20 protein-coding genes and 1 tRNA gene are annotated in these 21,708 nt (G+C 55.1%); 8 read left to right on the plus strand and 13 right to left on the minus strand.

The genetic code is table 11. From position 1 onward, the window contains the following. Positions 1-2: 2 nt before the first annotated feature. The 8 genes from ACR0IU_RS00350 to ACR0IU_RS00385 form a co-directional block, all read right to left on the minus strand. A complete protein-coding gene (locus ACR0IU_RS00350) occupies positions 3-1,232 on the minus strand; it encodes a hypothetical protein (RefSeq protein WP_480714862.1) in 1,230 nt (409 codons plus the stop codon). Continuing rightward, positions 1,229-2,725 carry a VWA domain-containing protein gene (locus ACR0IU_RS00355; protein WP_480714863.1) on the minus strand — a complete coding sequence of 499 codons (1,497 nt, stop codon included), beginning with the start codon at positions 2,723-2,725 and terminating at the stop codon, positions 1,229-1,231. Before ACR0IU_RS00355 ends, ACR0IU_RS00350 begins: the two co-directional genes overlap by 4 nt. Beyond that, positions 2,725-3,711, minus strand: coding sequence for a vWA domain-containing protein (locus tag ACR0IU_RS00360; protein WP_480714864.1), 987 nt, complete (start codon positions 3,709-3,711; stop codon positions 2,725-2,727). Before ACR0IU_RS00360 ends, ACR0IU_RS00355 begins: the two co-directional genes overlap by 1 nt. Continuing rightward, positions 3,711-4,184, minus strand: coding sequence for a DUF4381 domain-containing protein (locus ACR0IU_RS00365; protein WP_480714865.1), 474 nt, complete (start codon positions 4,182-4,184; stop codon positions 3,711-3,713). The genes ACR0IU_RS00360 and ACR0IU_RS00365 overlap by 1 nt, the downstream gene beginning before the upstream one ends. Beyond that, the gene (locus tag ACR0IU_RS00370; protein WP_480714866.1) at positions 4,181-5,128 is read right to left on the minus strand and encodes a DUF58 domain-containing protein; all 948 of its coding nucleotides are present in this window, start codon (positions 5,126-5,128) and stop codon (positions 4,181-4,183) included. Before ACR0IU_RS00370 ends, ACR0IU_RS00365 begins: the two co-directional genes overlap by 4 nt. A 20-nt stretch (positions 5,129-5,148) precedes the next feature. Continuing rightward, positions 5,149-6,126, minus strand: a complete 978-nt coding sequence (locus tag ACR0IU_RS00375) for an AAA family ATPase (RefSeq protein ID WP_480714867.1) — start codon at positions 6,124-6,126, stop codon at positions 5,149-5,151. 114 nt (positions 6,127-6,240) lie between these two features. After that, a complete protein-coding gene (locus ACR0IU_RS00380; protein WP_480714868.1) occupies positions 6,241-7,377 on the minus strand; it encodes an acetoin utilization protein AcuC in 1,137 nt (378 codons plus the stop codon). Then, a complete protein-coding gene (locus ACR0IU_RS00385; RefSeq protein ID WP_480714869.1) occupies positions 7,352-8,488 on the minus strand; it encodes an AI-2E family transporter in 1,137 nt (378 codons plus the stop codon). The genes ACR0IU_RS00380 and ACR0IU_RS00385 overlap by 26 nt, the downstream gene beginning before the upstream one ends. A 123-nt stretch (positions 8,489-8,611) precedes the next feature. Here ACR0IU_RS00385 and ACR0IU_RS00390 point away from each other — a divergent pair, with 123 nt between their 5' ends. The 3 genes from ACR0IU_RS00390 (at position 8,612) to ACR0IU_RS00400 (ending at position 11,659) form a co-directional block, all read left to right on the plus strand. Continuing rightward, on the plus strand, positions 8,612-9,469 hold the full coding sequence (locus ACR0IU_RS00390) for a YihY/virulence factor BrkB family protein (protein ID WP_170703207.1): 858 nt from the start codon (positions 8,612-8,614) through the stop codon (positions 9,467-9,469). Next, positions 9,469-11,373: a cytochrome c3 family protein gene (locus ACR0IU_RS00395; RefSeq protein ID WP_480714870.1), complete on the plus strand. Its 1,905-nt coding sequence runs from the start codon at positions 9,469-9,471 to the stop codon at positions 11,371-11,373. The genes ACR0IU_RS00390 and ACR0IU_RS00395 overlap by 1 nt, the downstream gene beginning before the upstream one ends. A 148-nt stretch (positions 11,374-11,521) precedes the next feature. Further along, a complete protein-coding gene (locus ACR0IU_RS00400; protein ID WP_170470473.1) occupies positions 11,522-11,659 on the plus strand; it encodes a hypothetical protein in 138 nt (45 codons plus the stop codon). Between the two features lie 19 nt (positions 11,660-11,678). On the opposite strand, the gene ACR0IU_RS00405 is transcribed toward ACR0IU_RS00400, so the two are convergent. The 3 genes from ACR0IU_RS00405 to ACR0IU_RS00415 form a co-directional block, all read right to left on the minus strand. Beyond that, positions 11,679-12,332: a leucine-rich repeat domain-containing protein gene (locus tag ACR0IU_RS00405; protein WP_010440231.1), complete on the minus strand. Its 654-nt coding sequence runs from the start codon at positions 12,330-12,332 to the stop codon at positions 11,679-11,681. A gap of 155 nt (positions 12,333-12,487) precedes the next feature. Further along, positions 12,488-13,204, minus strand: coding sequence for an RlmE family RNA methyltransferase (locus ACR0IU_RS00410; protein ID WP_480714871.1), 717 nt, complete (start codon positions 13,202-13,204; stop codon positions 12,488-12,490). Continuing rightward, on the minus strand, positions 13,204-14,316 hold the full coding sequence (locus tag ACR0IU_RS00415; RefSeq protein WP_010440229.1) for a Ppx/GppA phosphatase family protein: 1,113 nt from the start codon (positions 14,314-14,316) through the stop codon (positions 13,204-13,206). Before ACR0IU_RS00415 ends, ACR0IU_RS00410 begins: the two co-directional genes overlap by 1 nt. Positions 14,317-14,557: 241 nt before the next feature. On the opposite strand from ACR0IU_RS00415, the gene ACR0IU_RS00420 reads away from it, so the two are divergent. The 4 genes from ACR0IU_RS00420 (at position 14,558) to ACR0IU_RS00435 (ending at position 17,062) form a co-directional block, all read left to right on the plus strand. After that, positions 14,558-14,854 (plus strand): virulence factor, encoded by a 297-nt coding sequence (locus tag ACR0IU_RS00420; RefSeq protein WP_010440228.1) that lies wholly within the window; start codon positions 14,558-14,560, stop codon positions 14,852-14,854. A gap of 26 nt (positions 14,855-14,880) precedes the next feature. Continuing rightward, positions 14,881-15,807 (plus strand): methylenetetrahydrofolate reductase, encoded by a 927-nt coding sequence (locus ACR0IU_RS00425; RefSeq protein ID WP_170470461.1) that lies wholly within the window; start codon positions 14,881-14,883, stop codon positions 15,805-15,807. Positions 15,808-15,816: 9 nt separating this feature from the next. Next, positions 15,817-16,878 (plus strand): methyltetrahydrofolate cobalamin methyltransferase, encoded by a 1,062-nt coding sequence (locus ACR0IU_RS00430; protein WP_170774150.1) that lies wholly within the window; start codon positions 15,817-15,819, stop codon positions 16,876-16,878. Between the two features lie 110 nt (positions 16,879-16,988). Next, positions 16,989-17,062: transfer RNA gene (locus tag ACR0IU_RS00435), tRNA-Gly, on the plus strand. A gap of 10 nt (positions 17,063-17,072) precedes the next feature. Here the strand turns inward: ACR0IU_RS00435 and ACR0IU_RS00440 are convergent. Both ACR0IU_RS00440 and ACR0IU_RS00445 read right to left on the minus strand, forming a co-directional pair. Next, positions 17,073-17,930: a class I SAM-dependent methyltransferase gene (locus tag ACR0IU_RS00440; RefSeq protein ID WP_480714872.1), complete on the minus strand. Its 858-nt coding sequence runs from the start codon at positions 17,928-17,930 to the stop codon at positions 17,073-17,075. A gap of 24 nt (positions 17,931-17,954) precedes the next feature. Continuing rightward, a complete protein-coding gene (locus ACR0IU_RS00445) occupies positions 17,955-20,000 on the minus strand; it encodes an ASKHA domain-containing protein (RefSeq protein WP_480714873.1) in 2,046 nt (681 codons plus the stop codon). Between the two features lie 215 nt (positions 20,001-20,215). On the opposite strand from ACR0IU_RS00445, the gene guaB reads away from it, so the two are divergent. After that, the gene (gene guaB, locus ACR0IU_RS00450; RefSeq protein WP_480714874.1) at positions 20,216-21,664 is read left to right on the plus strand and encodes an IMP dehydrogenase; all 1,449 of its coding nucleotides are present in this window, start codon (positions 20,216-20,218) and stop codon (positions 21,662-21,664) included. Positions 21,665-21,708 lie beyond the last annotated feature (44 nt).

Genomic DNA, 21,708 nt, shown 5'->3' on the forward strand with positions numbered 1-21,708 from the left:
GCCTAGGGATTAAGTGGCGGCAACACACCCGGTTTGGGACGACTAGAGTAATTCAGGGCATTCAGGTTCCGCATGACGACACTCCAATCCTCAAAACCAATTTGGCTCTTCTTTGAATACCGCTCAGCACCTATCTGGGTCAGGCTGCTCTCAAGGGGCGCGGCGCGTTCTGGTTGGAGGCTGCGCTCTTTCCAAAGTTCTATAGCTTCATAAGCTGCAGACAAATCCCGTGCTCGCAATGCTGCTCTCAAAGCTTCGGCGGCGTATTCCTCGGAGGCAAGGTATCTACTGTGTCGCTTGTCTTTCCAGCTCTGATAGCGTGGGCGAAGAGATCGCACTGTGGCCCACAATGCCAAAACAACAATCGCGATCCAGAATGCAGCCTTTGCAAGGGTTTCAATATCCGGCGGCTGCCATTTTGGTGGTGCCAGCGTTAGCTCGGTCGCTGGGACCGAGGCCGTTTCAATTTGTTTGGATTGCAAGTTAAACCAATCGATTGACACAGCTGGCAACTTTGTCTGGCCACCCTCTTGCGCAATATAAACCGTCTTCTCCATGCGTTGTCCGGACAACACCCCTCGATCTTCGGTTTCTGTAATGCGCGGCTCCTTAGGATATGCGCGCAACAACGGGTCTTGCTCGTGAGGTGTGAGCACTGGGATCAAAAGAGGCGTCGTGCCAGATATCTGCGCGCTCAATTCGCGTGTAATGGCGTCACCAGCCTGCATATCTGTTGTGCCTTCTATTTGCTGCTGGAGCAAAAACCCGTTTGCGATGATTAACGGATCAAGACCACGAGCACCTTCCGGAATCTCGGCGCTAAGTTGTACAGTCGGAAGCGCCAACGAAACCTGAATTGGATCGTTGGTTTGAGGATCGGCATAAGTTACAACCACCTCTTGCGAGTCAAACGCAACCGGACCTGCTGCCAGAGGATATAGGCGATAGCTGCGCTGCACACCGGACCAGGTCGCTCCGTTCACCGTCTCGCTGATTGGTCCAGAGGCACGTTCAGGAAGACGAACCACGAGGTTTTGTTGTTCTAAAGAGGGAAACACCGGAGGTTGTGGCATGAATGTTGGCACCAGAACTTTGATTCGAACGATCGCTGGTTGCCCTACAATGACCGGTTTATCAGGCACTTCGACCGAGACCTGAGGGGCAGTCGCACCGGTATTCTGCGCAAATACTGGAAGAGCAAGAAAAAGAATAAAGAATGTAACGTATCTCATTCTGTACGCTCCTGATTTTCAAGAAGAAAACGGTTGCGCAGAAAGTCTTGCATGTCGGTATCTATCGAGCTGATCCATTGATCAGCCGAAAGGGTTTGCGGCCCTTCTTTAGGAGCTTGAACCGTAGTTTCGTTACCGCGGGCCGCATCATTGTCGAACACTGTGTCGTCCGCACCGATGCCAGCCTCTTCGCCCGTATCAGATTGTTCGCGGGTTGTTTCAATGTAATCAAGGATGGCTTTCGACACCTCGAGATTGTGCTGCGCTTCGGGCCATTCAGGACGCCGTTCCAAGGCGGTCTCGAAGGCGGATATGGCTGGTCGATACTCACGGTTCCGTATTCGTGCCATACCTTCAGCAAACGCGGCTTCCGGTGTGTCCAGCCCTGCAAATATGGAGGACGCCTCTGAATATTGACCGTCCCTGAGATAGGCATATCCCTTGTGATACGAGCCCTCAAACAATTCCGCCGCTTCAGCAAAGCGCTTTTGATTCATTGCAATCTGACCTTGCTGATCGGCCGTAAGGAACCAATCTTTCCATCCTTCGGCTCGAGCTCCTGATGGTGGTATCATCATCAAAGCCAACAGTGCCCAGCGGATCACCCAGCCTTTTCTGAACCAAAGAAGTGAAAATAACGCAGCAGGCCATGCCAAAATCCAGCCATTGTCCTGCCAATCAAGACGTTCATCATCATCCAGAGCTGCAGTGTAGGCAGTTTGGATTTGACGCTGCAGACGACTGATGTCCCGATCGTCATCCGAAAACGCTACCACGGATGCGCCTTGGATGTTGCCTAGCTGTACAATTCGCTCACCATTGGGCAGCATAGTGAGAAAGAAAATGTCGTTATTCGAAGTGTTTAACCCAGATACCTGAGACGGGTCTAAGTCATCCAAAACAAAAAGCACTGCCCCTGGGCTCTCACTTTCATCCAGTATGGATTGCGCTAAATCGAGAGCATCGGCCGCTGCGTCGCCTGGGGTTGGCATCACAGCCGGCGTTAAGCCTTCAAGCAGAGGGCGAAGAATGTTGGCGTCTTCGGTTAGGGGAGCAACTCGGTGCGGCGTTCCGGAATAAGCGATCAGGGCAGTGTGGGCTCCAGCGCGCTCATCAATCAGATCAGCGATCTTGAACCGTGCTCGGTCCAACCGTGAAGGAGCAATATCCGTGTTCTCCATGCTGTCGGTGACCTTTAGAGCGATCACTAACGGGGCGGTATCTGCAATCAGCGGGTTGGGTGCACGCGACCAGGTTGGACCGGAGGCCGCGAGGGCAACAAGTGTGGCGATGACCATCGCAATATCAATTGGTTGAATGCGACGGGTTTCAGTCTTGCCAAGCTGCAATGCGGTCGCCAGATGCGGAACGATCCCTGAGGGTAGCTTGGTTTCGGCCGCAGGCTTGGGTCTGATCAACCACCATAGCGCCACAATTGGGATTAGAAACAGAAGGTAATAACCTCGAATAAAATGGAAATCAGGAAGTTCCATTATTGAGCAACCTCCTTGCGCCGCTGGGCAAAATGGAACCAGATTGTGCTGATAAGAATAACGATCAGCGCACTCGCCAATGGAATATGGGCAAGGCTGTTTGTCGGGCGATAGCTTTGAGTTTCTACTATTCTGGGGTTTAACTGATCTATTCGCTCGTAGGTCTGTGCGAGGGCTGACGCATCATCTGCAAAGAAATATTCTCCACCGGTTCGATCCGCGATGTCCTTTAACGCTTGCAGGTCCACGCGATCTTCGCCCGTAGCATTAGGGTCTCCAACACCAATCGTATAGATGACCACATTCTTTTTTGCGGCAATCGCCGACGCGTTTACAGGCGTCATACGGCTGGACGTATCGGCCCCATCGCTTAGTACGATCATCAGGCGTTGATCCACTTCGCTGGACTCGAATGTTCTGATCCCAAGCCCGATTGCGTCACCCAGGGCAGTGTTCGGTCCAGCCATGCCAACTTGAGTTTGATCCAGGAAGCCATTCAAACTATTAAGATCTTCTGTAAACGGCGCTTGAATGAACGCGCGTGTTCCAAAAATGATGAGGGCCATCCTGTCACCATCGCGTTCGGCGATGAATTGTTTTAGGACATCTTTAACTGCTTCCAGCCTCTGCACCGGGCCGCCAGTCTCGGATTTGAAATCGCGCTGATCCATCGAGCCCGAGATATCCAAGGCAAGGACGACGTCCCGCGCAGATTTTTCAATCACTATGGGATCACCCAACTGTTCTGGTCGAGCCAGCGACAGAACCAACAAAATCCAGATTAACACGACGCTTGCGGTTTGAAGGCGGGATCGAACTGGGATGACTGAGCCGGATTTCGGCTCGACGCCTGCGGCCTGCGCAACGCGGCGAAAGAAGGGAATACGAATTGAAGTGTTTTTTTCGCGATGGGGTGGAGCAAAAAAATAGACCAGCGCCGGAAGCGGAAGTAGCAGAAAAACCCACGGAGCAGCGAAGGAAAACATCACTTTCTCCGATATGGCTTGTGGGCTTTAACCCAATGCCGTGCAAGCTGCGTGACGGCGGGGTTTGGCGGTATGTCTTTATACGGGGCTTCAACCAACGCTCGGCAATTTTCAGAATTAAAAATATTTTTATCAATGGTTTGGGAAAGAAAATTCAGCCATTCTTCGCCATGAATCCCTGCGACCTGCTCGCGAGGATATGCGGCCAATGCAGTACGCCGAAGGATCTCGGCAACCTTGGCCACAGAGATGCCAGGCGCTGCGAGCTCTGCCAGCGCGTACCGCCTGTAGGCGTTCGCATGCCTGTGCCGCAGTATCAGGACTGTAGCAACCGAAAAAATTGCCAGCAGGATGACAGCGACCACGACCCATCCCCAGGTCTGAGGCATCAGTGAAATAGCTTCAGGTTCTGGCGCTGGTTCGAGCATATCCAACAGATCAACCAGAGATTTTCCTGTAGTGTCGATGCTCATCGCCGACCTCCGCGGTGCCCGAATAAGCGCAATAGCTGATCCAAAGCCGGTTCCGAGGTTGTCAAAGGAACTACCGGAAAACCATATCGTCGGGACCAAGTGTGCAGTTGTGCTAACCTATCCTCCATGGATTTTCGAATTTTGTCTGATAACTCAGGGTCGGATCCGTCGATTTCAATCTGCTCGCTACCATCAGAGACCGTCATCTTCAGGTTCGGCGCGAGGGCCGTTGCAGTTGGATCCGCGACATTGAAAACGATCAAATCGTTTGAGAACGCCAGTTGACGCAACAAATTCTCCGATCTTTCATCGAGCCCGTCGCAGTCTGAGAACAGGCAAATTAGTCCACTGGTTTGGGTGATGCGGGTTGCCTCAAAAAGCATGTCATTCAGAAACACGGTTGGCTGTGGGGTCAAACCTGCATGCAAGCAGGAATTTGCTGTTCCGATGGAGGACAAGAACCGCGTAAGGGCTGCCGCGCGGCGCTGTGGTCTGTGCTCGGCAACGTCTGTATCGCTGAATACGAGACCTCCAACACGATCGCCTTGACCAAGAATTCGATGCGCAGAAATTGCTGCGGCTTCGGCAGCGATGACAGATTTCATATAGACTTCTGTTCCGAAGAACATCGATATGCGCTGATCGACCAACAGCAGGGCAGGGCGATCACGTTCTTCGGTGTAGACCCTAACATGGGGCTTTCCGGTGCGTGCAGTGACCTTCCAGTCGATGGTTCGGATATCGTCGCCCGGCAAATAGCCCCGCAATTCTTCAAAATTCAGGCCGCGACCACGCAAACGCGAGGCGTGACGACCATTCAGGATCGAACGCGCGGGTTGACGCGGTAACAGGCTGAGTGCCTGCGATCTGGGGCCCAATTGCAATAGATGGTCCGCGTCGACACGGACGCGTGGGTCGTTCGGATATGGCGCAGTCTGGTTCATGCAGCCGTTTTCCTTAGCAATTAGGGAAGCGCCACCAGGCGAAGGAGTTCTGCGATTACGTCATCTGCGGATTTGCCCGATCCTTGTGCTTCGAAACTGAGTGTAACGCGATGACGAAATACGTCATGCGCAATGGCGCGGATGTCTGCAGGATCAACATAATCGCGTTCGTTCATCCAGGCATGGGCGCGCCCGCATTTGTCCAACGCCAGTGAGGCGCGTGGACTGGCGCCGATCTCAATCCAACTAGCGAGTTCGGGGCTCAAAGCTTCGGGCGTGCGCGTCGCCTGCACGAGGTCGGCCATATAACGATCCATCGCGTCAGACACATGGATTTGACCAATCTCTGACCTTGCCGCAAAGATGGCTTCCTGTGGTATTGCAGCTGGAGTTTCACGCGCTCCACCTTTGTTGGCTGCGATATCTTCGCCCCGGACCAGGCGAATAACTTCAACCTCGTCTTCGACGGGGGGGTAAGTGATTTGAACATGCATCAGGAATCGATCCATCTGTGCTTCGGGCAGTGGGTAGGTACCTTCCTGTTCGATGGGGTTCTGGGTGGCCATAACGATAAACAGAGGATCCATTTTATGCGTGGTTCCTGAAACAGTGACCTGCCGTTCTTCCATCGCTTCCAGCAACGCCGCCTGCACCTTGGCGGGCGCACGGTTGATTTCATCCGCTAGTACGATGTTCGCAAAAATCGGTCCCGGTTCGAACTTGAACTTACCCCCTGCATCGGTCTGCTGAAAAATTTCGGTCCCAGTCACATCCGAAGGCAGTAGGTCCGGCGTAAACTGAATGCGGCTAAAGCTTGCATCCATATTCTTCGCCATTGCCTTGACCGCGCGTGTCTTGGCCAGACCAGGCAGGCCCTCGATCAAAAGGTTACCATTGGCCAAGAGACCGATCAGCAGGCGATCAATCACCTCGATCTGGCCAATGATCGATTGGCCCATACGGGATCTGAGATCCATAATCTGGTTGAGTGCGCTCATAACAATTGTCCCGTAATAGCCCGAAATACCGGTCTCGCGTTCTATCGTCTGCGATGGCCGAGAGTCGGGATCTTGAAGTAATGATAGAACGTTAGCAGGGCGAAGTTGCTCAGACTACAATGAATTCCGAGTTCTGAGTTTTTGAATATCACTCTTTAACTCTTCCCGTATGGGCCCGGGATTACTGGGATCACGTAGTGTGGTTGTCCAGTAGGTTGGTCGGTCGCGACCGATCTTTCGGTTCCAAATCAGGGCGTTTAGGATAGATTGCTGTTCTTCTGTCAGATGAGAAGGGATTTCATATCCGTTCAGGGTTGCCCAAACACCGCTCCACAGACGGCCGACAGACCAAGGATTATAACCCCCGCCACCCAAGATCAAAAACCGAGGTGTTAAGTTTTGGAGGCTGGAAACGGCACGCCAGTGCGCATTGTTTGACAATGCGAGGCGCGATAGCGGGTCTTCGGTGACGGCGTCGGCACCGCATTGCAGGATAATGGCTTGTGGGTGGAAAGCCTTAGTTACAGGAAGAATCATCCCCTCCAGAATGGCTTGGAATTCATCGTCATTTAGACCTCGATCAACAGGTATATTCCATGCGGCGCCACCTGCGTCATCTTCCAGTAGTCCGGTAAAGGGCCATCTGCGCGCCTCATGAATCGAAATTATGCGCACCATTGACGAACCGTGAAACGCAGCCTCGACACCATCGCAATGATGGGCGTCGATGTCTATGTAGACAATTCGTTCAAGCCCAAGATCGAGCAGTCTTAGGATCGCGAGAACTGGATCGTTTAGGTAACAGAAGCCGTTGGCGCGACTTTCCAATCCATGATGCGTACCTCCTGCTGGGTTGAACACAATACCACCGTTCCAAATTAACTCGGCTCCCAGCATCGATCCTCCGGCGGCAGTGGCTGGCCGTCGATACATTTCTCCAAATACCGGATTGGACAATGTGCCCAGACCAAACCTGCGTTTTACCTCGTCGGAGACCGACTGTGTTTTTTCGGCGTTTAGTAATGCTGAAATGTAAGCAGGTGAATGAAATCGCTGCAGTGCCTTAGGTTTGGCACACGGGCTGGTCCGATAGTTCTGCGAGTTCAGCCAACCCATCGATCTGCAGAGGTCAATCACAGTGGAAACGCGCGGGATTGCAAGCGGGTGTTTCGCGCCATAGCTCGAGGTGCGATAGATTTCCGAGCCTATGAAGATGGGTCGAGGTTTACTGTTTGTCTTCAACACTCGCATGGCTGTCATCGCCCAATTTACCATCCAGCGACATCAGAACGGCAACGGGCCTGAGTGCTGGAATATGACTGAAAATAATCAGGATACACACCGTTAAGGGCACGCTTAGAAACGCTCCTATCAGACCCCAGACTGTGGTCCAGAATGTTAGTGCCAATATGACAAGAAAGGTCGACATATTCAGAGACCGGCCAAGCATGGCTGGGTCCAGGAAATTGCCGATCACAAATTGCAGCGTGCCGCAGCCCAAGACGATGATAAGGAATGGTCCAATGGTTTCAAATTGCACCAATGCGATCATGGACGGAAAGATCACTGCAATGATCGAGCCGATAGACGGGATGAAATTCAACGCGAATGTTAGAACAGCCCATGTCTCGGCATATTCCAGCCCCAGTGCTTTGAATATGGAATAGCTTATGAGGGCCGTGATCAGGCTGATCAAAGTCTTCACCCCGACATAGCGCTGCAGACTGTACGAGATAGCATCCAAAACCGAAGCCAGATCAGCGCCGAGCTGCGGGTTGCCTGCTGCAAGTTGGATTTTCTTGCGAAATGCCAGGCGCTCAGCCATCAGAAATGCGACATACAGGCTGATGAGGAAAAACTGGTTCAGCAGAGATGTGGCACTGCCCAGCAAAAGCCGTGCAACATAGGACATGTCGATGCTGACCAGATTGTCCCGAATGAAACTGGTGACGTCATTTCCGACCAATCCGGTAATTCTGTGCACCGCACCATCAAACTGGCTTTCATAGGTGTTGATCGAGCGCGCAAATTGCGTGGCCTGACTGCCGAGAATATACATGATCATGAACAAGCCTGCCAAAACGACAGTAACTCCGGCTAAGTTCGCGATCCAGATTGGTACACGTGTCACCGCGATGACCCGGTCACTGAGGGCCAGGATCAGTACATTGATCAGCAGTGCCATGGTCAACGGCACCAGAAAATTCGCCCCTGCATAAAGGCCAAGCACCACAAGAGTGGCCACGATCACTACATCCCTCAAAACGCCCAGCTGCAGGCGCGCTCTGGATGGGCTATTTTCGGGATCAGAGGTCATGAGTTGGCCTGGGTCTGCTTGCCGCTGGTGCGTGATTTGGGACATCTTGCACGATCCTGCACAGGCTTACCAGTTTATGCAATCCATACAGAAGGTTAAGTGCTGGAATTCCTTGCAAATGGCGAATTGGCGGTTCTGCCAGCGCAAAAGGCGCGTTAGGCTGTTGCGATGTCACGTGTATCGATTCTCTCATCCAATCAGTTTCTGCGCGCGCTCTGGCTTGCTGTTCGTCGGTTCAACGACAAAGACGGTTTTGTCATGAGCAGCCATGTGGCGATGTCATTGATGATGGCGCTGTTTCCGTTTGTGCTATTCACAGTGGCGTTGGCGGGGGCTTTGTCACAGGGATATGTGACGGACGAGTTGATAGAGCTGATTTTTGGTGCCTGGCCCAAAGACGTCGCCGATCCGATTGTTTCTGAGTTGCGGGCTGTGCTGGCAGGGGCAGGGTCGGGCGTGATCACATTGGGCGGTTTGTTAGCGATCTACTTCGCATCCAATGGTGTTGCTGCCGTACGTCGCGCCATGACGCAAGCCTATCATGACAAAGATATCTGGCCGTTCTGGAAAACCCGGCTGTTGTGTTTTGCGCTTGTTATTATCGGTGGGGCCGCAATTTTGGCCATCGCAGCGGTTGAGGTGGTTTTGCCTGTCTACACGCGTCTGGTCTCGGAAAAGACGGCTGTTGATGTTGATAACTGGCTGTCCGTTGACCGCCTGCGATGGACGTTCACCGTTGCAGTACCGGCAGGCACAGTTATTCTGGCTCATCTGATCTTACCCACACGGCGGCATAGGCTTTCGCAAATACTTCCGGGGGTCATCCTGACCTTGGCATTATGGGCTGCAGGTGGATGGGGGTTTTCGATCTATATCGCCCAGTTTGCCACCTATAGCGCGACCTATGCGGGCCTCGCAGGGGCAATGGCAGCGCTGATTTTCCTGTACCTGTGTTCCGCCATGCTGATCCTGGGTGCGGAGTATAACGGGGCCTTGATAGACTTAAAAAATGCGGAAACCACTTGATGTACTTCCGCAAGCTCATTCTGATTGCGATCTTGTGGGCAACCACGCCGCCCGGCTGGGCACAGGAATATGTCGGATCCGAGCTGTGCGCAGATTGCCATCAAGACGAAACTGAAGCTTGGAAAGGGTCACATCACGACCTCGCTTGGACCGAGGTAGAAGATGGCCAAGTTCTAGCTGATTTCGATGGGACCAGCTTTTCCCATGATGGGATGAGCGTTTCTTTCGTGGATAAAAACGGCGTTCTTTCAGCGCAAGTCACCGAAAAAGATGGCGTTATCACCGACTATCCGGTGCATTCGGTGGTCGGCATTGCGCCGTTGCAGCAATACCTCTTTGAAACTGAACCAGGCAGATTGCAGAGTTTCGATGTCGTCTGGGACACGGAAGAAAGCCGCTGGTATCACCTCTATCCAGAACAGGATTTACCACCCAATGACGGGCTGCATTGGACAGGACCGTACAAGAACTGGAACGCGCGCTGTGCCGATTGCCATGCGACCGGTTACGTGAAGAATTACGATGCCGAGACAAGGCGCTATGCGTCGACACAAGTTGAAATCGGCGTCGGTTGTGAGGCTTGTCACGGGCCAGGATCAGCGCATCTTGAGTGGACGACTGGGAAAGCGCTTGACGACGGGTTGGGCGCGTTTGGGTTTCCAATCGATTTGGGAAAGGGGCAAACCGAGGCAGACATCCAGCAATGCGCCGGGTGCCATTCTCGGCGCGAGGCGCTAGAGGATGGTAATCCGGTCCCCGGTACGCCTTTTCATGACGCATATAATTTGGCTGTCCTGCGACCGGGCGCTTACCACCCGGATGGGCAGATTTTGGAAGAGGTCTACGTTTATGGTTCGTTCCTTCAGTCGCGCATGTATGCTGAGGGGGTAGGGTGCATGGATTGCCATGATCCCCACCGGGCCGAGGTAAAAGCCGAAGGGAATGGCTTGTGCACGCAGTGTCATTCGCCCGCTGGAAATTCCGAATTCCCAACCCTTCGATTGGCCAGTTATGACACGCCCGAACACCATCACCATGCAGAAAACTCTGATGGCTCCCAATGCAAGAACTGCCACATGATCGAGCGAGTCTATATGGGCGTGGACGGCAGGCACGATCACAGTTTCCGAATCCCCCGACCGGATTTGGGGCTTGGAGTTGACGCTTGCACCGATTGTCATGCGGAAGAGGGGCAGCCCTGGGCTGCGCAACAGATTTCTGACTGGTTCCCAAACTCTGCCCATCGAACCGTTCATTATGGTACAGCGTTTGCTGCGGCGGGCATTGGTCAATTGGACGATCCCGAAGCGTTAATCGCGATCGCTTTGGACAAAGAGCAGGCAGGAATTGTCCGCGCGACTGCACTCTATCTGCTGCAACCCTTTGCGACGCCTGTACTTGCGCAGCGGGTGGCGCCGCTCTTATCCGATCCGGATCCGCTGGTTCGCGCCAACGGGCCGGTTTTGCAACGCCAAGCGCCAATGCCGGAACGTGTTGCACGGCTTGAGCCGCTATTGTCCGACCCCTTGCGCAATGTCCGAATTTCGGCAGCCAAGGAGTTTCTTGCCATTCCCGCACAAGCCATGTCGCAGGATCAACGGGCGGCCGCTCAGCAGGGTATGGCCGAATGGCAGCGCAGTATATCGCATCGTCTGGATTTTCCTGAAACCCACTTAGTTTTGGGAGGCTGGGCACTGGCGCTGAGAAATGCCCAAGCCGCGGAAAAGGCGTTCCGCGAGGTTGTGACGCTAGATCCACAACGGTCTGAGGCCTGGCCGATGCTGGTACAGCTGGTCCACATAAATCGTGGTCCACAGGCAGCGATTGCGACATTGGACGAGGCTTTATCCATCCTTCCAGATGATCCGAGCTTAAATCAGTTGGCGCGCGATATGGGGCGGTAACAGGCACCAATCCGGCAGATTTACGCCACGTTACGGGCCCATTTGTTGGCTAGACACCGATGCCAGCACTTGGACTGTCAACAGGTGATGTATGCCGGATCGCACAGCTACTATCATAAAGCCGATTTCTGCTGATCGGAAAACAACGTTGGATCAGCGCATTGAAGAACTTCGCGCGCGCGAGCCTGTCGATATAAATCATGGAGAGGCAATCTTGTTTCAGGGGATTGCTACGGCGTCACTCAAGAAACAGCGGATCGCTCAGGGTAAGATCGATCTGGACTAGGACGGCGACCGCACGAACCCTAAAGCCCAAGCTTTTCTCGCAAACGCGATAGGTGCTGCATCATGTTGTACTGCCAGCCCGGTTGATAATTTTGTCGGAAGCCAGAACCGCCTGACAACTGAAGAAATGGACGTTCCTGCAAGATCGCAAATTGTTCACCAGACCCGTCAAGCGCATGACTGTTGTGAAGATTCAGCCAATTCAGGTTCTCGATTTGTAAAACAGGCACCAGCGTTTCAATTTGGGTATTGCCGATATCAAGGCGTTCAAGCGATGGCAGTGTCGCGAGAGGAGAAACATCAGAAACCCAGGTATCATGGAGGTAAACCAGCTTTAGGTTCGGTAAACCGTTAAGTGGGCTAAGATCGGAGACCCGCGTCATGTTCACGTCAAGCCGCTCGAGTGTTGCGTTCCCTTCCAGCCCGGTCAGATCACTTAAATTGGTTCCCCGTGCATTCAGAGATTTGAGATTCGGAATATCCGGGATGTTAGCCGGCAGCTTTCGAAGTTCAGTAAGATCTTTGAAATCAAGATCGTTCGTTCCCGCAGAAACGACATCTTTAACCCGCTGCTCGGCTATCAGTAGTTGTTGGTTTGCAGTTTTCTGCAGCTTGTACTGCCAGGCCGCCAACGCAATCAGGGCAATAATAAGTGCTAGGACAGTTTTTCTCATGTGATCGGCGGATAAAACGACAATGCGGCCAATCTATGACCGTGTAGCGCAGCGCGAAATGCAGGCAATCACGGTAAACCGCTACGTGTCGTGCTAGAGGACTAAGTCGCCATCCGAGAATTAAAGTTGGTTAAAAGATTTAACCTTACAGTCGCTTAGCCACGGAAACCGGTGGCGACAACGAATTTTTCCGAGCTGTCCGAGCGTGACGCGGGTGGCTTTACATTGGCCACCTTTTTGAATTTCTGCTTGAGCAGCTTCTGAAGGTCTCCCTCGGCCCCGCCTGCAAGAACTTTTGCGACGAAGGTGCCACCTTCTTCCAGCACATCAAACGCAAAATAGGCTGCCGTTTCGCACAAGGCCATAATCCTAAGGTGATCCGTCTGCTTGTGGCCTGAGGATGCAGCCGCCATGTCGGACATGACCACATCCGCTTTGCCGCCCAGCCAGTCTTTGACCTTCTGGTCGGCATCATCTTCCATGAAATCAAGCACATGCGCGGTGGCCCCCGCAACGGGTTCGACCTCTTGAAGATCGACACCTAGAACCGTGCCAATACGCTTACCGCTCTTCTCGCCTAATGCGTTAACACGTTGCACTGCAACTTGCAGCCAACCACCGGGCGCACAACCCAGATCAACCACGCGCGCGCCGGGCACAAGGAACCGGAATTTATCGTCCAGCTCCAGTATCTTGAACGCTGCGCGTCCGCGATACCCTTCGACCTGCGCCCGCTTGACATAAGGGTCGTTCAACTGCCGCTCAAGCCAGCGGGTCGAGCTGAGCTTACGCCCGCGTGCTGTCTTAACCTTGACCTTCAGGTCACGTTGCCCGCGACCCGAGTTGCCTTTGCCGGTTGGTGTCTTCGCCATCAGAACGGTCCGTCTTCCAATACACCGTCCGCGCTCATTTGCGCATAGAGCAAACCTTCGCGTAGCCCCCGATCCGCCACAGAAAGGCGATCAGTGGGCCAGCAGCGCAACAACGCCTGCAAAATGGCCGAGCCGGACATGATCAGGGCCTGCCGATCTTCTCCGATCCGGGGATCACGGCGGCGCCCACGAGGGCCGAGTTCTAGATAGCCTCGTATGACCTTGTCAATCTGATCGCTGGTCATTCGCAATCCGTCCACCTTGGTTCGGTCATAGCGTTTTAGACCCAGATGCGAAGCAGCCACCGTGGTGACGGTTCCGCTAGTGCCCACGATCTGGAACCCCTCGCGAGCCTGTTCGTCTTTGTAAGGTGCAAAATCAGCAAGATTTTCTTCAAAGAACCAGCTCATCAGCGCAAACCGCGCTGCATCGTCTTCGACGTCGTTGAACTGGTCCCGCAAAGTGGCCACTCCCAACGGTACACTGATCCAATCCACGACTTTGGCCGCAGGAAAAGGGCTATCGGCGGTATGGAAGCCGTTATGCAGCCGCATGATCGAGGCAGGTCGGTCGCGGCGCGGAACCGAGGATATATCGATCCACACCAACTCGGTCGAACCGCCGCCAATGTCCACGACCAACAATTGCTCGGTTTTGGTTGATACCAGCGGCGCGCAGGAAATGACGGCCAGGCGCGCTTCTTCCTCGGGCTGAATGATGTCAAGCGTCAGGCCAGTTTCACGTTTGACCTGGCGGATGAAGTCGCGCGAGTTCTTGGCACGACGACAGGCCTCGGTCGCGATCAAGCGCATGCGCTTGACCTTGTTCCGTTTCAGCTTTTGCTGACAGATTCGAAGGGCTTGTACCGTACGCGCCATAGACGCCCGCGACAATCGTCCGGTGCGTTCCAGACCAGCGCCGAGTTGCACTGATTTGGAGAAACTGTCTACCACATGAAAGCCACTGCCCTTGGGCTGGGCGATCAACATGCGGCAGCTATTTGTCCCCAAATCCAGCGCCGCATATAACGCATCTGGATCGGGTCTTGCCGGCGCGGGGCTTTCGACCGCTTTCGGGAACGCGCCCGCACCTTTGGGACGCTTGGGCGCCATCTGAAACGCCCTCCGATTTTCGAGTTACCCCGACCATAGGTCGCGCTTTTCAATCACGCAAGACACTCATTAAAGTCATTAGGATTTTGATGTTCGGTTTCGAGGCAGGGGTCTTTAAAAGCAGCGATATCCGATCCTGGGCAAAAAGGTCGCTGCAAATACGCCGTGTGTCGAAAATCGACCGACCTGCGCCCATATTGAAGTTTAGAACCGGCCCATCGGGTTAGGAGGAATCACAGTTATGCCTGACGTCACCATCGTATACTGGCGCGACATTCCCGCTCAGGTCATCGTCGGCAAAGGCCGTCGTGGCGCCAAGCGGCAATTGGAAGAGCGGTTTGAACAAGCCATCGACCGGGCCGCAATGAAGGTGAACGCCAAGGATAGTGATGCCTATCTGGCCGAGTGGCGCAAAGCCGAACCTTTCGCGGTTGAGGGCGACCCGTCCGAGATTGCCGAGGCCGAGGCCGCGCGCCTGGAAACGGAATACGATCAGGACCGTATCAAGTCCCTGATCGCCAATGACGGTTGGGCATGAGCCCCAGATCTTTATGGGAGGCCGCTATGGCTTTGCTGAACTTCAAGAAACGTGATGCGGTCGAAAACGGCCCTGTGAACCCGACCGTCGAAGCCTTTCTGCAGGGCTATTCGATCGAGGTAATGCCGCGCACCGCTGAAAAAGTCGAAGACTTCCGTGCGCTGCTGCCCGAAGGCACACGCGTTTACATCGCCCATATCGAGGGCACGCCAATTGAAGACATGGTCAAAACGGCCAAGCGCATTGCGGCTGAAGGTTACCCTGTCATGCCGCACTTCCCTGCGCGAATCATCAAAGATGCGGCGACTCTGGAAAACTGGATTTCGATGTACCAGGGCGAGGCGGGCGTTGAACAAGCGCTGCTGCTCGCCGGTGGTGTCGCGACCCCTCACGGCGATTTCGACAGCTCGATGCAATTGCTGGAAACTGGCTTGTTCGACAAGGCTGGCTTCAAGCGTCTTCACGTTGCGGGTCACCCCGAGGGGAACAAGGACATCGACCCCGACGGCTCGACCAAGAATGTCGATGATGCGCTGCGTTGGAAGCAAAAATTCAGCGAAACAACAGATGCGGAAATGGCGCTGGCCACTCAGTTTGCGTTTGATGCCAAGCCGATCATCGCCTGGGCGGATAGTCTGAAAGAGGCTGGCATTGATATCCCAGTCCATATCGGTATCGCGGGCCCTGCCAAGCTGCAGACTCTGATTAAATTTGCCATTGCCTGCGGTGTAGGCCCGTCGCTGAAAGTTCTGCAAAAGCGCGCAATGGATGTGTCCAAACTGCTGCTGCCTTACGAGCCGACTGACGTGATCACCGAACTCGCCAACCACAAAGCGGCCAACCCGGATTTCAACATCACCAACGTCCACTTCTTCCCGCTTGGCGGCATCAAAACCAACGCCAACTGGGCGATCAACAACGGCGGCGCTTCGGCAAAGCCAGCAAACTCCTAAGGAACGGACATGACCCGTACAGTCGTCGAATCAAAAACAAAAACAGCCGTTCTGGGCTTTGATGAACCGTTCTGCGTGATCGGAGAGCGGATCAACCCGACAGGCCGCAAGAAACTGGCCGCCGAATTGGAAGCGGGCGATTTCTCAACCGTTGAGAAAGACGCATTGGCGCAGGTTATGGCGGGCGCGACCGTTTTGGATATCAACGCGGGCGTTGTTTACAACTCGAACCCCAACCCAAACGAGACCGAGCCGCCGCTGATGCGCAAGATTGTCGAACTGGTGCAGGGTCTGGTTGACGTACCGCTGTGCATCGACAGCTCGGTTCCGGGTGCGCTAGAAGCCGGTCTGGCAGCCGCAGAGGGCCGTCCGCTACTAAACTCGGTCACGGGCGAAGAAGAGCGTCTGGAACTGGTTCTGCCGCTGGTAAAGAAATACAACGTACCGGTTGTGGCGATCTCGAACGATGACACCGGTATTTCGGAAGACCCCGATGTGCGATTTGCCGTCGCCAAGACCATCGTTGAGCGTGCAGCGGATCACGGCATCCCGGCGCATGACATCGTTGTGGACCCGCTTGTTATGCCCATCGGTGCGATGGCAACTGCAGGCCAGCAGGTATTTGCTCTGGTCCGTCGTTTGCGTGAAGAGCTGGGTGTAAACACCACCTGCGGTGCGTCCAACATCTCGTTTGGTCTGCCCAACCGTCATGGCATCAACAACGCCTTCCTGCCGATGGCAATGGGTGCTGGCATGACTTCGGCGATCATGAACCCGGTTGCCCTGCCGGTAACGCAGAAGAAGATTGCCGAGAAGAAGGAACAGGTTGCCGCCGCTGGCATCATCCTGCCAGAAGGCATGGATGACGAAACCTTCGTTCAGATGTTCGGCCTGGGTTCGACCAAACCGCGCGCTGGTAAAGAGATGGAGGCCATCCGCGCCGCAAATCTGCTCACAAACAATGACCCGCATGGTGGTGAATGGATCAGGTCCAACAAAGCGCCTGAGGAAGCCGGTGCCGCCGGTGGCGCTGGTGGGCGTCGGGGCGGTGGACGTCGTCGTCGCGCTTAATCTATGGAAAACAACAGATTGAGCCGGGTCTTTGACCCGGCTCTTTCGTTTTTGTCGGTACTGGTTTGGCTTGAACCCCGGTCAGGACAAGTGGTAGTCAGTTCTTAGCGGCGGGTATGATGTAATGGTAGCCTGTCAGCTTCCCAAGCTGAACGCGCGGGTTCGATTCCCGCTACCCGCTCCAATACTATCGATCAACTCGATACACGCGCCTGCAGCAGGTTGATGACCGCTGGAACCTGTACGCCTTTTGGTGTTTGGAATGCGCGAAATTCTTCGGCGACTCCGCGCACGATGGCTTCAACATCCTCCTGTGTACCTTCGAAATGGGCGATCACCCGCGCCGCGGGGCCGACTCGGGTACACAAAAGCGCGGCGTCTTCAACGGATGCAGGGGCGGTGAGCGTTAGGGGGAATGCCTCGACCCGGATATCGTTCAGACCGGCCTGCGCCATCAGGTTTAAAACCCTGTCACGGTCATGGAATGCTAAAGGGCCGGGTGCATTCCGGTCCACCTTGGGTGGTTGGCCCAACCGTTTGACGGCGGCGACATGCGGGATCTTGAACCAAGGGTTCTCTGACAGACCACCCCAGGCTGCAAAGGTTATCTGACCGCCTGATTTCAAGGCCCGAGCCATATTGGCGAAGGCTACTACGGGATCGGTGAAGAACATCACTCCAAACCGCGAGATCATTGCATCAAAACCGCCTGACGAAAGCTCAGCGACCTGAGCGTCGGCATATGTGAACTCGAGATTGTCGAGCTTGGCCTCGTCTGCGCGCATCCGCGCTCGTTCGAGAAATTGTTCCGAAATATCAATGCCCAGAACATGCCCCCCGGGTCCAACCTGCTGCGCCGCCCGAAGTGCACTTGCCCCGGTGCCGCAGCCGATATCGATGACGCGCATTCCACCAACCAGCGCGGCGTGATCGAGGACCAGATCCAGTACGGGCGCGAACAGATGGTCCAACTGATCCTCGAAGGTCAGCCAGCGCGTGCCCATTTCGGACTTGCCCCAGAATTCTTCCTGATCACCGTTGATTGTCAGCATCGCGCCCTCCAGGTTTTGAAGGGACTATGACCTCCTGCGGCGGCGACGACCAGACTTTTCATCGTCTCCGCCGCCGGTGTTGAAAGACGGAGCGGGCAGGGTGACGACTTGCGCCAATTCAGGGAACGGATCGGTTTTGTGCGGGATCGCGTTGGCGGCGACGAAATGGTCTTGGAACTTGGGTTCGATCGCGGTTTCGACCTTGGTGATCTCGCGCACGACGCGCTCGATCTCGGCCCGCGATCCGATGTTGCACAATGCAATTCGCGCGCCCGTACCCGCGGCATTGCCTGCGCTGGAAACCTTGTCCAGAGGCGCGTCGGGAATCATGCCTAGAACCATCGCGTGTTTGGTCGAGATATGCGCGCCGAACGCCCCGGCCAGTACCACGCGGTCCACGCGGTCGACCTCCATCTCGTCCATCAACAGACGCGCACCGGCATAAAGCGCGGATTTGGCCAACTGGATGGCACGGATATCGCCCTGAGTTACCGTGATACGCGGGCCACCTTCAGCGCTGGCATCGTGGATCAGATAGGAGTTGGTGCGGCCTTCGGAAACACAACGCGGCGTTCCCGTCTGTGCCGCCGAGCCGATCAGGCCACTTTCGTCCAGCAGGCCAGCGATACGCATCTCAGCGACAGCTTCGATAATACCCGAGCCGCAGATTCCCGTGATGCCAGTTGTTGCGATGTCCTGATCAAAGCCCTCTTCGTCCGACCATTTCTCGGACCCAATGATGCGGAAGCGGGGTTCCTTGGTGACGGGATCAATCTCGATCCGTTCGATGGCTCCGGGGGCAGCCCGCTGGCCTGAACTTATCTGCGCACCTTCGAAGGCGGGGCCAGTGGGTGAGGAACAGGCTAAAACGCGCTGAGTGTTGCCCAACAGGATTTCGGCATTGGTGCCCACATCCACGATTAGCACGAGGTCTTCGGATTTACCGGGTTCTTCAGATAGGGCAACGGCGGCACAGTCTGCGCCCACATGGCCCGCGATGCACGGCAAGATATAGACCTGCGCACGCGCGTTCATATTGATCAGGTCCATTTCTCGCGCGGGCAGGGACATGCTTTCCGAAGTTGCCAACGCAAACGGGGCCTGGCCGAGTTCAACCGGATCAAGCCCGAGCAGTAGGTGGTGCATCACTGGGTTGCAGACAAATACTGTTTCAACAATCAGCGCTGCGTCAATCTCGGCCTCATCTGCGATTGAGTTTGTCAAATCATTAATCGCCTCGCGCACGGCTTTGGTCATTTCTTTGTCGCCGCCGGGATTCATCATCGCGTATGAGACGCGACTCATCAGGTCTTCACCGAACCGGATTTGCGGATTCATCAGACCCGATGAGGCCTTGACCTCACCCGTCTCCAGATCGGTCAAATGTGCCGCAATGGTTGTCGAGCCAAGGTCGATGGCCAAACCATAGAGTCCGTGTTCGTGCAGACCGGGCCAGATTTCGACGATGCGCGCCACTTCATCCTTGTGGCCCTTGTGAACGGCGACCGTGACCTCCCATTTCCCTTTGCGTAGAACTGGCTGCAGCTTGGACATAAGGGACAGATCGGCGGTGATCGCATCGATCTTCCACTGCTCGCGCAAGGCGCGTTCCAACCGTTCCAGATCTCCGGTGGGCGAATGCATGTCTGGCTCTTCCACCACTACGAAATAGAGGCGCGTGGCTGGGTCCATTGTAATCGCCCGGGCTGCTGCGGCCTTGCGGACGACTTGACGGTGCACCTGGCTTTCGGGCGGAACATCAATCACTACATCGCCCTGAACTGTTGCCTGACAGCCTAGACGCCGACCCGGTTTCAGGCCGCGCTTGTCATCATAGCGCTGCTCGACGGCGTTCCATTCGCTCAGGGCATCCTCGGAAACCGTCACACCGTGCTTGGGGAACTCGCCATAGCTGGGGGTGATCTGACATTTCGAACAGATGCCACGCCCGCCGCAGACCGAATCCAGATCGACGCCCAATTGGCGCGCAGCAGTCAGGATTGGCGTGCCAACGGGAAAGTGCCCACGTTTGCCGGACGGAGTGAAAACGACAAGAGGATCGGTGGTCATGAATGGCCTGCCTTTGTATTCGCGCGTATGCCGGCGAACATATGGGTTTGAACGCAAAGGGAAAGGGCATTCAGCGGCACGTTTTGCATTGCTTGCGTCGTTTTCGGGCGTGGCAGAAGCCCGCAGGGGAAAACAACTTGGGTTCGGGGCTTTCCCTCGGGTGAAATCCATGTAATAGGGTCACCGTCAAACGGGCTTTTGCATGGGGTTTTCAGATGCAGATTCGTGAGGCACTCACCTTTGACGACGTACTTCTTGTTCCGGGCGCATCTTCTGTGCTTCCGGCGACGGCGGATACAACCACGCGTGTGACGCGCGAGATCACTATGAACATTCCGCTGCTTAGCTCGGCAATGGACACGGTAACCGAGGCGCGTATGGCCATTGCCATGGCGCAGGCCGGGGGAATCGGCGTTGTACACAAGAACCTGTCGGTCGAGGAGCAGGCCCGAGAGGTGCGGCGCGTCAAGCGGTTCGAATCCGGGATCGTGTACAATCCTGTGACATTGCGTGCGGATCAGACTCTGGCTGATGCACAAGCGCTGGTCGAACGCTATAATTTCACCGGCTTTCCTGTAGTTGACGAAAGTGGCCGGGTCGTGGGGATCGTGACCAACCGCGACATGCGCTTTGCGACCTCAGACGATACGCCAATCAAAGCGATGATGACTTCGGACAACCTGGCGATGCTGCAAGAGCCCGCCGATCTGGAAGAAGCCAAAAGCCTGATGCGTGCCCGTCGGATCGAAAAGCTGCTGGTCGTCGATGGCGAGGGCAAGCTGACCGGATTGCTGACGCTGAAAGACACCGAACAGGCTGTGCTGAATCCTACAGCTTGCAAGGACCAGTTGGGCCGTCTGCGCGTAGCTGCAGCGACCTCTGTCGGGGACGTGGGTTTTGAACGGTCTGAGCAGCTGGTCGATTCCGGGGTTGATATCATCGTTGTAGATACCGCGCATGGTCATTCGCAGGGGGTTCTGGACGCGGTGAAACGCGCCAAGACGCTGTCGAACGAGGTTCAGATCATTGCTGGTAATGTTGCCACCGCCGAGGCCACCAAAGCACTGATCGATGCGGGTGCAGACGCGATCAAGGTGGGCATCGGGCCGGGCTCAATCTGCACAACACGCATGGTCGCAGGTGTCGGGGTTCCCCAACTGACAGCGATCATGGATTGTGCGGCAGCAGCGGGTGACGTGCCTGTCATTGCTGATGGTGGCATCAAATTCTCGGGTGACTTCGCCAAGGCGATCGCGGCGGGGGCATCTTGTGCCATGGTTGGTTCGATGATCGCTGGCACAGACGAAAGTCCGGGTGAGGTCATCTTGTATCAGGGCCGTTCGTTCAAATCCTATCGCGGCATGGGAAGTTTGGGCGCGATGGCGCGCGGCTCGGCGGATCGGTATTTTCAGAAGGATGCAGCCAACGACAAGTTGGTTCCCGAGGGGATCGAGGGTCAGGTGCCCTACAAAGGGTCCGCCAGTGCGGTTGTGCATCAACTGGTTGGCGGCTTGCGCGCAGCAATGGGCTATACCGGATGCGCAACGGTGGATGAAATGCGTCGCAACTGCAACTTTGTCAAAATCACCGGTGCAGGCCTGAAGGAAAGCCATGTGCATGACGTGCAGATTACGCGCGAAAGCCCGAACTATCGGATCATGTAACCGCTATGGTGCTCGTATCTGGGCATCGAAGTTTATGACAAAGT

It is taken from the genome of Ruegeria sp. CL5 (genome assembly GCF_056536485.1).